The organism is Rhodoferax sp. U2-2l, assembly GCF_020594515.1.
Lineage (GTDB): Bacteria > Pseudomonadota > Gammaproteobacteria > Burkholderiales > Burkholderiaceae_C > Rhodoferax.
Window position 1 is genome coordinate 137,960 of the sequence record NZ_JAJCTH010000013.1, and the last position, 11,952, is coordinate 149,911.

Here is an 11,952-nt window from a genome sequence, read left to right on the forward strand (position 1 = left end):
CCGCCAGGTCGTCAGCTGGCCGCTGCGCTGCTGGCGCGCTGCAGCACGATGTTGGCACACAGGCCGCCGCTGTCAGCGTTGCTCAGGTCCACGCTGCCGCCCATGCGCGAGATGATCTGCTCCACGATGGCCAGCCCCAGCCCGGTGCTGTTGGCCGAGGTGCGCGCTGATTCGCCGCGAAAAAACGGCGTGGTCAATTGTTTGAGCTGTTCCGGCGGCACGCCGCAGCCGTGGTCACGCAGGCGCAGCAGCACCTTGTCGTCGCTGTAGCGCGCCGAGATGTCGATCCGGGCCACCTCGGTGCCCTCCGTTTTGCCGTAGCGTGCCGCGTTTTCCAGCAGGTTGCCCAGGGCACGCTGCAGTTCGACCCAGTCAGCCAGCACCATCAGGCGGTCTTGCATGGCCACTTTGAAATCGATGTCGGTGCGTTTGCGCAGCGGCTCCAGGCAGGTTTCCACCGCCTCGTTGAGCGACACCGGGCTCAGCCGCATGTCGCCCGGGCGGGCATAGTCCAGGAACTTGCCGATGATGGCATCAAGCTGCACGATGTCGCTCACCATGCCCTCGCGCGCCTGGGTGTCGGGCACACTCATCTCGGTTTCCAGCCGCAACCGGGCCAGCGGGGTGCGCAGGTCATGCGAGATGCCGGCCAGCATCACCGTGCGGTCCTGCTCGATCTGCGCCAGCTTGCGCGTCATGCGGTTGAAGCCGACATTCACAGCCCGGATCTCCTGGGTGCTGACGGTTTCATCCAGCGCGGTGGCCCGAAAGTCGCCCTCACGCACCCGGCTGGCGGCCAGCGACAGATCTTTCAGCGGCCGGTTGATCAGCCGGGCCATGCCTGCCGCACCGGCCAGCGACAACATGGCAGCGGTGAGCAGCCAGACCATCCAGGTCTGCCCGGTGGGTTGGTCAAAGCGGTTGCGATCGGTTTGCAGCCAGTAGCGGTCTTTTTCGATCGAGAACCCGATCCAAAGACCTTCCACGCCATTGACGCTGCTGGCCACCACCGTGTCGGGCCCCAGCCGGGACTGCAGCCGCTGCACCACATGCGGGCTCAGCGCCACCTCGCTGAACAGCGTGAAGACGTCCTTGGGCTCACGCAGCCGGATGGTCAGGTGCTCCTGGTCTTTCATTGTCTTGAACAGTGACACCCGGGCGATGGCGTCGGCGTGCATCACCGCTGCGCGGCTGAGGTTGACCACCGAAGCAATCTGGTTGGCCGTTTGCAGGGCGCGCGGCTCATACTCCATCTCGCGCAGGATTTTGGTCCAGGCCACCACGCTGCCCACCAGCAGCAGTGCGAGCAGGAAAAAAGTGCGCCAGAACAGGCTCAAGGTCAGTGGCCGCGGCGGTGATTCGGTCGCGTCCAGCATGCCGTAGGTGCGGAGCTTATTCGCTGTCGTCGGGTATGAAGACATAACCCACTCCCCAAACGGTCTGGATAAAACGCGGCGCGGCGGCGTCCGCCTCCACCAGCTTGCGCAGGCGTGACACCTGCACGTCCAGACTACGGTCAAAGGGTTCGAAATCGCGCCCGCGCGCCAGCTGGGCCAGCTTTTCGCGCGACAACGGTTGGCGCGGGTGGCGCACCAGCGCTTTGAGCATGGCAAATTCTCCGGTGGTCAGCGCCAACTCTTCGTCACCCTTGAGCAAGGTGCGTGCACCCATGTCAAAAACGAAGGGGCCAAACTTGACCACGGCCTTGTCGGCCGAAGGTGAACCGGGTGCCTCGGCGGGCGGGCGTCGGCGCAGCACCGCGTGGATGCGCGCCAGCAGTTCGCGCGGGTTGAAGGGTTTGCCCAGGTAGTCATCGGCGCCCACCTCCAGGCCGACGATGCGGTCCACATCCTCGCCCTTGGCGGTGAGCATGATGATGGGGGTGCGGTCATTGGCGCCGCGCAGGCGTCGGCATACCGACAGGCCGTCCTCGCCGGGCATCATCAGGTCCAGCACGATCAGGTCGACCGGCTCACGCCCCAGCACGCGGGTCAGCGCCCGGCCGTCCTCGGCCAGTAGCACCTCAAAACCTTCCTGCGTCAGATAACGGCGCAGCAAGTCGCGAATACGCGCGTCGTCATCCACCACCAGTATTTTGTCAACACGGGAATTTGCAGCCATACTACGACCCACCTGATTGGTAAATTTGTAACAAGCGCGATTGTTGCGCGCACAACCACCGGACTGGGTGGTTTTGGGGGCGGTGTTGACACGCTGTTACAAATTTGGTGCGGTCAGCCCTGTCTGTGTTTGTCCTGATTCAAGGAACTGTTATTTTGAAAATTTTTAAAAAAGTCATAGCATGCGCCGCTTTCTGCGCTTGCTCCGGGGTCACGTTCGGACAAGCCGCTGCGCCAGCCTTGCCGATGCAGCGGGTGAGCCTGTCCGCGCAGGCCACGGTGCAGGTGGCGCAGGACCTGCTGACGCTGTCGCTCGCCACCACGCGTGAAGGTGTGGATGCGCAGGCGGTGCAGGCTCAGCTCAAAAGTGCGCTCGACACCGCCTTGTTGATGGCCAAAAATAAAGCGCAACCCAAGCTGATGGACGTGCGTACCGGCCGCTTTGGCCTGTCGCCGCGCTACAGCCGCGAGGGCAAAATCACCGGCTGGCAGGGCAGCGCCGAATTGGTGCTGGAAGGGCAGGACTTTGTCTTGTTGAGCGAAACGGCGGGCAAATTGACCACCTTAACGGTGTCTGGCGCCAGCTTCGGCCTGACCACCACGCAGCGCCAGGCGGCGCAGACGCAGGCGCAAAACCAGGCCATCGCCCTGTTTCGCCAGCGCGCCACCGAGGTGGCCAACGGCTTTGACTTCAAGACTTACACCCTGGGAGAGATTGCGCTCAATTACGACGAAGGCACGGCCATGTACAAGCCGCAGATGATGGCGGCGCGGGCCATGGCGGCCGAGGCTGCGCCGGTGCCGGTTGAGGCCGGTCTGGCCTCGGTGTCGGTCACCGTGTCGGGCTCGGTCCAACTTCAATGAATGCCGCGATAGGGCGGTTCGAGCGCCAACGTGTGCTCGGCCAAGGCGCGCAGGCCCAGGTGTGGCTGGCGTTTGACCCGCGTCTGGAGCGCGAGGTGGCGATCAAACTGATGAAACCTGCCGCCCAGCAGGACAGCAGCGTGGTCAATCAGTGGCTGCAGGAGGCGCGCAGCGTCAGCCGCCTGACCCACGCCAACATCGTGCCGGTGTTTGAGGCCGACGTGCATGAGAACCAGCCTTACCTGGTGTTTGAGTACGTGCCCGGCTTGACGCTGGCGCAGCAACTGGCCGCGCAAGGGGCGATGCCGCCCGCCGCCGCGGTAGCCGTGATGCAGGATGTGTTGGGCGCGCTGGTGGCCGCCCATGCCGGTGGTGTGGTGCACCGTGACCTGAAGCCTTCCAACGTGTTGATGGACACCAGTGGCCGTGCCCGGGTGATGGACTTTGGCATTGCCGCACGCATCAGTGTGCAGGTGGCGGCCCAGCCCATGGACGTGGTGGCGGGCACACCCGCTTACATGGCCCCGGAGGCGGTGCGCGGTGAGGCCATTACCCCTCTGATGGATGTTTACAGCGCTGGCCTGATGCTGGCCGAGTTGCTGTGGGGCAAACAGATCCGCGAGCGTGGCAACCTGCAGTTGGCGCTGGCCCAGATTGCCACCGAGCCGCAGATGTTTCCGCCCGAACTCATGGCGCGGCTGGACGACACGCTGCGCAACATCGTGCTGCGCGCCACCGCCTTTGAGCCGGTGCGGCGTTACCCGAGTGCGCAGGCCTTTCTGGACGACCTGCTGGCCTGGTCGGGCAAGTTCCGGCAGACATCGGCGAATGAGGCACCCGCTGGTACCGGTAAACAAAACAGCACGCTCGAATTTTTGTTGCGCCGCATGCGCAACAAGAGCGATTTTCCGGCGCTGTCCGAGTCGATTGGCCGTATCCAGAGCATGGCCACCTCGGAAAAAGAAAGTGTCAGCAGCGTCACCAACGAGATCCTGAAAGACGTGGCGCTGACCAACAAGCTGCTGCGCCTGGTCAACAGCGCGCACTACGCCCGCGGCAGCAGCGTGGGCACGGTGTCACGCGCGGTCACCCTCGTCGGCTTCAACGGCATCCGCAACATGGCGCTGAGTCTGGTGCTGCTGGAGCACATGCAGGACAAAACCAACGCGCATCTCTTGAAAGAAGAGTTTTTACGCGGTTTGATGGCGGGCGCCATCGCCGCCGAGTTGGGTGGCAACCAGACGGAGATCGAAGAGGCTTTTATTGGCGCGTTGTTCCAGAGCCTGGGGCGCATGTTGTCGCAGTTCTATTTTCCTGAGGAAGCCACCGCCATCCGCAACCTGGTCAGCGCCCCGCGCGACCCGATCAGCGAAGACGCTGCCTCCACCCGCGTACTCGGTCTGAGTTATGAGGCGCTGGGCCTGGGCGTGTCCAAAGCCTGGGGGCTGCCGGAGAGCATTCAGCGTTGCATCGTCAAACCCGCGGGCGACCCGCCCAGCCAGCCCCCCAAAGACCCGCAGCTGCGCCTGCGCTGGAACACCCGCGCTGCCAATGAGATGGCCGACGCCATGCTGCACACCGATGCCAAGGTGGTGGACGCCCGGTTGGCCCAGGTCACCAAGACCTATGGCAAGGCGCTGGGTATCAACGCAGACCGGGTGCAGGCCGCCACGGCCACGGCGCGCAAAAAACTGGTGGAACTGGCCGAGGCGATGGAGATCACCGTGCGCCCCGACTCGCTGGCTGCGCATCTGTTGAACCAGAAAGTAGACCTTGCGCTGTCTGGTCCTGGCGACCCGAACAACAACCCCGACGTCGACACCATCATCTCCAACGAGTTGCACGCCACGCAGGTCATGCCTGCGCAGACCACGGTGATGGCGGCAGCCACCCGGACCGCCGCCTCAGGCATGGCTCCGCCGAGCGCGTCAGCTCCGTCAGACTTTCGGGCGCAGACCCTGGCCGCCGGGGTTCAGGACATCACCAACGCGATGGTGGAAGACTTCCGCCTGAGCGATGTGTTGCGCATGATTCTGGAGGCCATGTTCCGCGCGCTCGAATTTGACCGCATTGTCTTTTGCATGCGCGATCTCAAGACCGACACCCTCACCGGGCGATTCGGGCTGGGCCATGGCGTGGAAGCGGTGGTCAAGCAGTTTCATGTGCCCCTGCACCCCACTGGCACCCCGGACCTGTTTGCCACCATTTGCAGCAAGGCGGCCGACACCCTGATCAGCGACGCCAGCGACCCGCGCATCGTGCAGCGTCTGCCGGCCTGGTACAGCAAGTCTTACAACGCGCCCACGTTTTTGATCCTGCCGCTGATCCTCAAAGGCAAACCCTTTGGCCTGATCTACGCCGACAAAGCGCAAAAGGGCGGGCTGGTGGTGGACGAGAAAGAGCTGTCCCTGCTGCGCACACTGCGCAACCAGGCCGTGATGGCCTTCAAGCAGTCGGTGTGAACCTGCGTGGGATCAGCTGGCCAGCGCTTCAAACGCCCGGGTCGTGATGTCTTCGACGCTGCCGGTGCCGCTGATGGCGCGGTACTTGGGGGCGGCGCTGGGTTCCGCCGCAGCCCAGGCAGAGTAGTAGTCCACCAACGGACGGGTCTGGGCGCTGTAGACCTCCAGGCGTTTTTTGACGGTTTCTTCCTGGTCGTCGGCGCGTTGCACCAGCGGCTCACCGGTCACGTCGTCCACCCCGGCCACCTTGGGTGGGTTGAAGGTGACGTGGTAGGTGCGGCCTGACGGCGGGTGCGAGCGCCGGCCACTCATGCGTTCGATGATGGCGTCAAACGGCACGTCGATTTCAAGCACGTAGTCGAGCTTGACTCCGGCGGCCTTCATGGCGTCGGCTTGTGGAATGGTGCGTGGGAAGCCATCAAACAGGAAGCCGTTGGCGCAATCGGCTTGGGCAATGCGTTCTTTGACCAGGTTGATGATCAGGTCGTCACTGACCAGGCCGCCTGCGTCCATGATCGATTTGGCTTGCACGCCCAGCGGGGTGCCTGCCTTGACGGCGGCGCGCAGCATGTCACCGGTAGAAATCTGCGGAATGCCGTATTTCTGGCAGATGAAGGTGGCTTGCGTGCCTTTACCAGCGCCCGGTGCGCCCAACAAGATCAGTTTCATGCGTGTCCTCAAAGTAAGTAAAACAGGGCGGCCATTGCCTGCCGTCAGGGCGTGCCTTGGGGCGGTCAACCATCAACCAATAAGAATAGCATGCGCGCCCTGATGACTGGCTTACGCAGCGGGCGTGGGTGAGGCAAACAATTGCCGCACCCGCGCCAGGTCTTGCGGTGTGTCCACCCCCGCGCCAGGCGCCTGGTCGGTCACGAACACGGCAATCCGGTAGCCATGCCAGAGCGCGCGTAACTGCTCCAGCGATTCGGTGACTTCCATCGGGGCCTGACTCAGGCTGGGAAAAGCGCGCAAAAAGCTGACGCGATAAGCATAGATGCCGATATGCCGCAGCGGCGCTGGCTGGGGCAACTGGTCCGGGGTGTCGCGCGGAAAAGCGATCGGAGCACGGCTGAAATACAGGCCCAAGTTTTGTGCGTCAAGCACCACCTTGACCACGTTGGGGTTGCGAAAATCTGCCACCGAGTCGATAGCGTGTGCCGCCGTGCTGATGTGGGCTTGCGGCGTTTGTTGCAAGAGCTTGGCGACAGCCGCCACCAATGCCGGGTCCATCAGTGGCTCGTCACCCTGCACATTCACCACAATCTCGTCGTCGGCCAAGCCGAGCAGGGTGCAGGCTTCAGACAGCCGGTCCGAGCCGCAGGGGTGGTCCACCCGTGTCAGCACCGCGTCCACCCCATGCGCCTGGCAGGCCGCCACAATCAGCGGGCTGTCGGCCGCCACCACCACCCGCAGCGCGGTGCCATCGCCGGCCAGCGACAGCACACGTTGTGCCACGCGCACCACCATCGGCAGCCCGGCGATGTCTGCCAGGGGTTTGTTGGGCAGTCGGGTGGACGCCAGGCGGGCTGGGATCAGGACGGTGAAGGTCACGGCAGTCGGTGTGGGCAGGTCAAAACATGGCAGGTGATCAGGCCCGCGCTAACGCGCTTTGGCCCCGGTCGGCTTACAGGCCAAGCTCTTCGTCGGTGAGGGGGCGGGCTTCGTTTTCGAGCAGGATCGGGATGCCGTCGCGCACCGGGTAGGCCAAGCGGGCGCTTCGCGAGAGCAGTTCTTTGGTTTCGCGCTTGTACTCAAGCGGTCCTTTGGTGACCGGGCAAACCAGCAATTCAAGTAGTCGTGTGTCCATGGTGTGATGATAGCGTCTCAGGCGCGTGGCGAATGCGCCAGCAGGGTGTTGATATGGTCGTCAAAGGCCGTCCAAAAATCATCGGGCAACACCAGCTGCAAGGGCACAGCCAGTGCGTGCGGGCAGATGGGCCACAGCTTGACCGCGTCTTTTTCGGTGCAAATCAGCTGGTAGCCCTGATGCTGACTGCCCGACCAGCGACTGAAGTCATGGTGATCAGGCAAAGCCAGGGTGTCTGCCAGGGTCAGGCCTTGGCCGCGCAGCATGCTGAAAAACACCTCGGGCTGGGCAATGGCGGCGAGCGCCAGCAGGGGTGTCGTGCTGCCCGCCAGTTCAGCCAGCGGCAACTGCCTGCCGTCTTGCGTCACGGCAAAGTCGGCCAGTTGGCGCCGGGTGCGAAAGCCTTCAAACGCGGGTTCTGTGCCCGAGCGCAGCACCAGGTCCAAGCGGCGTGGCCAAGGTTCCCGCAGCGGCCCGGCCGGCAGCAGGAAGCCATTGCCCACGCCGCGGTCGTCAAACACACCAATTTCCAGGTCGCGGTGCAGTGGCAGGTGCTGCAGGCCGTCGTCGCTCAGGATCAGTTGGGTGCCGGGGTAGCGCGCCAGCAGCGCCTGTGCGGCCTGCACGCGCTGCTCCGCGACATACACCGGGGCGCCGGTGCGGCGCTGAATCAGTGCGGGCTCGTCACCCAGTTGCTGCGCCGAACGTTGGGCCGTCACTTCATGGCAGCCCGGCAGGCTGCGCCCGTAGCCGCGTGAGATCACGCCAACCCGGATGCCACGCCGCAACAGATGTTCGGCCAGCGCCATCACCACCGGCGTTTTGCCGGCACCCCCGGCCACCACATTGCCCACCACCACCACGGGTGCGGCCACGCGCTGGGCGGTCAGCAGCCCCCATCGGTACAGCCCGGCACGGGTAGCGATCAGCAAGCCATACAGAACGGACAGTGGCCACAGCGCCCAGGCCAGCAGCCCGCGCTGCGTCCAGGCGCGTAGCAGCACAGGTTGCCACGCGGGAGTGGCTGTGGGTTCAGACATGGTGGCCGCAAGCCAGATCAGTTGCCCCCGGCAGCGCTGGAGGACTGGGTGGCAAAGGTGATTTGCGACAGGCCCGCGCGTTTGGCGGCCTCCATCACCGTGATGACCGACTGGTGGCGCGCGGTGGCATCGGCGTAAATGATCACCACCGATTCGCTGCCTGCCTTGGCGCCCGCGGTCAGCGCGTCGGCCAGGTCAGCCACATTTCGGCCCAGTACCGGCACCTTGTTGACACTGAAGTTGCCATCCGCGCTCACCGCGACCAGCACTTCCTTGGGGTAATCGCGCTGTGCCTCCACATCCGCCACGGGCAGGCGCAGGTGTAGCTCGGTGAACTTGCTGTAGGTGGTGGAGAGCATCAAAAAGATCAGGATCACCAGCAGCACGTCGATGAACGGGATCAGGTTGATCTCGGGCTCTTCCTTTGGGCGGGGTCGGAAATTCATGGAACCTCACGAAGTCACGATTGAGCGCCGCCGGGCTGCCCCTAGGCGCGAGGGCCCCCTCGGGGGGCAGCGAAGCACATGCAATGGCGAGCCCCGGATCGAGCGCAAGCGAGATACGCAGGGGGGCATCGTCATTTGCGCAAACTGATCAAGTGCCGCGCCAGGTGGTCGGCGGCCAGTTCCAGCGTCAGCAAAAACTCGTCCACCCGGGCGCGGAAGTAGCGCCAAAAGATCAACGTCGGAATCGCGACGATCAGGCCAAACGCGGTGTTGTACAGCGCGACAGAAATGCCGTGTGCCAGTTGCGCCGGGTTGCCGCCGGTAGCGCCGCTGGGGGTTTGTGAGCCAAAAATCTCGATCATGCCGACCACCGTGCCAAACAGGCCCATCAGCGGCGCAGCCGAGGCGATGGTGGCCAGCGCGCTCAAGTAGCGCTCCAGCCGGTGCGCGACCAAGCGACCCCGACTCTCCATCATGGCGCGCAACTCTTCGTCCGAACAGCGGGGGGTCTGCGTCAGCGTGCGCAGGCCGCTGGCCAGCACCTCGCCCAGCGCCGAATTTTTTTCCAGCTGGTTGACCACGTCGGGGCCGGGCACACCGTTGCGGGTGACGGCCATCACTTCGTCCAGCAGATGGGGTGGGGCAACTTTGGAAGATTTGAGGCTGATGAAACGCTCAATGACCAGCGCCAACGCCAGGACGGAGCAGGCGATCAAGGGCCAGATCGGCCAGCCTGCGGCTTGTATGATGGAAAACAAAGTGGGACTCCGCGGATGAGGTTAGCCGGACAATTATGGCGCAGCGGCTTGACCGTTCGGCGCGCTGGCTGCGCACAATTTCTGTGGATAACTTTGTGGAGAACCCCCTGCAGAAGTGGCCGCAAACCGCGCCCAGCTTGGTGTCTGACAGAATGATGACAAATTAAGCAGCAAAAAAACCAATGAAATCAGATATCTTCGACGAACCTGCGCGATTCATCGCTATTTATTTTGGGCTCCAAGGGGGTCATGAAAATTGTGGACGACTTGCTCGTCGGCCGGTTGGCGTTTGGCGTTTGTCAAGGGGGGTGGGTCATGTTTGAGGCAAAAAACAGCGTGGAGAAACCCCTGGTTTGGCAAGTCGGGGCCTTGTGTCGGGCCATCGCTGATGCCCTTCAGGCGCGCTTCAACCCGGTGACGGTGCGTGGCGAGCTGTCAGGCTTTTCACGCGCGGCCAGCGGGCACTGTTACTTCACCTTGAAGGACGCCAGCGGCCAACTGCGCTGCGCCATGTTCAAGCGCGCGGCCACCGGCCTAGCCTTCAACCCGCGTGACGGCGAGCTTGTGGAAGTGACCGGCAAGCTGGGGGTGTACGAGCCGCGCGGTGACCTGCAGTTGATTGTGGAGACCATGAGTCGCGCCGGCCAGGGCAGCCTGTTCGAGCAGTTTTTGCAACTCAAGGCCAAGCTGGAAGCCGAAGGCCTGTTTGAGGCCAGCCGCAAACGCCCGCTGCCGCTGATGCCGCGTGCCATCGGCCTGGTGACCTCGCTGGGCGCTGCGGCGCTGCACGACGTGGTCACCGCGCTGCAACGGCGCGTGCCGCACATTCCGGTGGTGTTGGCGCCGGCCTCGGTGCAGGGCAGCCAGGCCCCGTCAGAGCTGATGCAAGCGCTGTCGAGCTTGTATCTTCTGGCCCCATCCGGCCAGGGGGGTGACGCCAAGGTGCCTTACAGGACGGCGCGGGGTGTCAATGCAGCACCGCCGGTGGATGTGATCGTGCTGGTGCGCGGCGGTGGTGCGATGGAAGACCTTTGGGCGTTCAACGATGAGTCACTCGCCCGCTTAATTGCGCAAAGCCCGGTGCCGGTGGTGTGCGGTGTTGGCCATGAGACCGACTTCACCATCGCCGATTTTGTGGCGGACCTGCGCGCACCCACGCCCACCGCAGCTGCCGAACTGGTGGCCCAGCCGCGTGACGCCTGGCTGGGCGCGCTGGAAGCCATCGAGCGCCGCGTGCAAGACGCGATGTTGCGCCATCTGGACCGGCAAAACCAGCGCCTTGACACGGTCGCTGCCCGGCTCGGGCGGCCATCCGGGCGGCTGGCAGCGCAACGCCTGCGCCTGAGCAACTGCGCGCAGCGTCTGCAAAGTGGCACCCGGCACAGTGTGCAGGCGCAGCAACAGCATCTGCAGCGCCTCGCCGCGCAGCTGCCGGTGTCCCTGCAGCGTGGCTTGCAGGCGCAAACCCAGCGGCTGGAGCGCGCCGCCCTACGCCTGAACTTGCTGGACCCGCATCTGGTGCTGGAGCGCGGCTACGCCTGGCTGAGTGACGCCACCGGCCAGGCCATCACCCGCGCCGCGCAGACACACGCGGGCCAGGCGGTGACCGCCACCCTGATGGACGGCACGGTTGATTTGACCGTGATCGGCCAAAAACCGTGAAACTTCCTACAATTTGATTTTTCGCAACACCACCCAGAGGAATCCATGGAACACACCTTGCCCGCCCTGCCTTTTGCCATCGACGCTTTGGCCCCGCATTACTCCAAAGAAACGCTGGAATACCACCATGGCAAGCACCACAACGCCTACGTGGTCAACCTCAACAACCTGCAAAAAGGCACCGAGTTTGAAACCATGACGCTGGAAGACATCGTCAAGAAGTCCAGCGGTGGTATTTACAACAATGCCGCACAAATCTGGAACCACACCTTCTTCTGGAACTGTCTGACCCCCAACGGCGGCGGCGAACCCACCGGCGCCCTGGCTGCCGCCATCACCGCCAAGTGGGGCAGCTACGCGGCGTTCCGCGAAGCATTTGTGAAATCGGCTGTGGGCAATTTCGGCTCCGGCTGGACCTGGCTCGTGAAAAAGGCCGACGGCACGCTGGACATCGTCAACATGGGCGCTGCGGGTACCCCGCTGACGACCGGCGACACCCCGGTGCTGACCGTGGACGTGTGGGAACACGCCTACTACATCGACTACCGCAACATGCGCCCGAAATTTGTCGAAACCTTCCTCGACAAGCTGGTGAACTGGTCATTTGCCCAAGCCAACTTCGCTTGATCCGGCCACCCCGGTCACCCAAAAGCCACCTGATCAGGTGGCTTTTTTTATGGGTTTGACCCGTCCTGCCAGAAGTTGACACATTTGCCGTCAAGAAAGGGCAGGTGTGATGGATACAGGAGTGAAGCGCACACAGCGCGACTACACGTTGGCTTTTAAGCTGTCG

At 63.7% G+C, this 11,952-nt stretch carries 12 protein-coding genes; 4 read left to right on the top strand and 8 right to left on the bottom strand.

Annotated features, from left to right (window positions below):
* Positions 1–11 precede the first annotated feature (11 nt).
* Both LHU53_RS13080 and ompR read right to left on the bottom strand, forming a co-directional pair.
* Entirely contained in the window at positions 12–1,421 is a 1,410-nt protein-coding gene (locus LHU53_RS13080; protein WP_370632297.1) for an ATP-binding protein, read from the bottom strand.
* Positions 1,393–2,121 carry a two-component system response regulator OmpR gene (gene ompR / locus LHU53_RS13085; protein ID WP_227333097.1) on the bottom strand — a complete coding sequence of 243 codons (729 nt, stop codon included), beginning with the start codon at positions 2,119–2,121 and terminating at the stop codon, positions 1,393–1,395. The genes LHU53_RS13080 and ompR overlap by 29 nt, the downstream gene beginning before the upstream one ends.
* A gap of 155 nt (positions 2,122–2,276) precedes the next feature.
* Between ompR and LHU53_RS13090 the strand changes: the two genes are divergently transcribed.
* Both LHU53_RS13090 and LHU53_RS13095 read left to right on the top strand, forming a co-directional pair.
* Entirely contained in the window at positions 2,277–2,984 is a 708-nt protein-coding gene (locus tag LHU53_RS13090; protein WP_227333098.1) for an SIMPL domain-containing protein, read from the top strand.
* Positions 2,981–5,446, top strand: coding sequence for a serine/threonine protein kinase (locus LHU53_RS13095; protein WP_227333099.1), 2,466 nt, complete (start codon positions 2,981–2,983; stop codon positions 5,444–5,446). Before LHU53_RS13090 ends, LHU53_RS13095 begins: the two co-directional genes overlap by 4 nt.
* A gap of 12 nt (positions 5,447–5,458) precedes the next feature.
* On the opposite strand, the gene adk is transcribed toward LHU53_RS13095, so the two are convergent.
* From adk to LHU53_RS13125, 6 genes are all read right to left on the bottom strand, one after another.
* Entirely contained in the window at positions 5,459–6,115 is a 657-nt protein-coding gene (gene adk, locus LHU53_RS13100) for an adenylate kinase (protein WP_227333100.1), read from the bottom strand.
* A 111-nt stretch (positions 6,116–6,226) separates the two neighbouring features.
* Positions 6,227–6,997: a 3-deoxy-manno-octulosonate cytidylyltransferase gene (kdsB, locus tag LHU53_RS13105; protein WP_227333101.1), complete on the bottom strand. Its 771-nt coding sequence runs from the start codon at positions 6,995–6,997 to the stop codon at positions 6,227–6,229.
* A gap of 73 nt (positions 6,998–7,070) precedes the next feature.
* Complete coding sequence (locus LHU53_RS13110) at positions 7,071–7,253, bottom strand: Trm112 family protein (RefSeq protein WP_227333102.1); 183 nt, start codon at positions 7,251–7,253, stop codon at positions 7,071–7,073.
* Positions 7,254–7,270: 17 nt separating this feature from the next.
* On the bottom strand, positions 7,271–8,293 hold the full coding sequence (gene lpxK, locus LHU53_RS13115; protein WP_227333103.1) for a tetraacyldisaccharide 4'-kinase: 1,023 nt from the start codon (positions 8,291–8,293) through the stop codon (positions 7,271–7,273).
* A gap of 17 nt (positions 8,294–8,310) precedes the next feature.
* A complete protein-coding gene (locus tag LHU53_RS13120; protein WP_227333104.1) occupies positions 8,311–8,739 on the bottom strand; it encodes a biopolymer transporter ExbD in 429 nt (142 codons plus the stop codon).
* Between the two features lie 131 nt (positions 8,740–8,870).
* Entirely contained in the window at positions 8,871–9,497 is a 627-nt protein-coding gene (locus tag LHU53_RS13125; protein ID WP_227333105.1) for a MotA/TolQ/ExbB proton channel family protein, read from the bottom strand.
* A 315-nt stretch (positions 9,498–9,812) separates the two neighbouring features.
* On the opposite strand from LHU53_RS13125, the gene xseA reads away from it, so the two are divergent.
* Both xseA and LHU53_RS13135 read left to right on the top strand, forming a co-directional pair.
* Entirely contained in the window at positions 9,813–11,159 is a 1,347-nt protein-coding gene (gene xseA / locus LHU53_RS13130; protein ID WP_227333106.1) for an exodeoxyribonuclease VII large subunit, read from the top strand.
* A 45-nt stretch (positions 11,160–11,204) separates the two neighbouring features.
* On the top strand, positions 11,205–11,786 hold the full coding sequence (locus tag LHU53_RS13135) for a superoxide dismutase (RefSeq protein WP_227333107.1): 582 nt from the start codon (positions 11,205–11,207) through the stop codon (positions 11,784–11,786).
* Positions 11,787–11,952 lie beyond the last annotated feature (166 nt).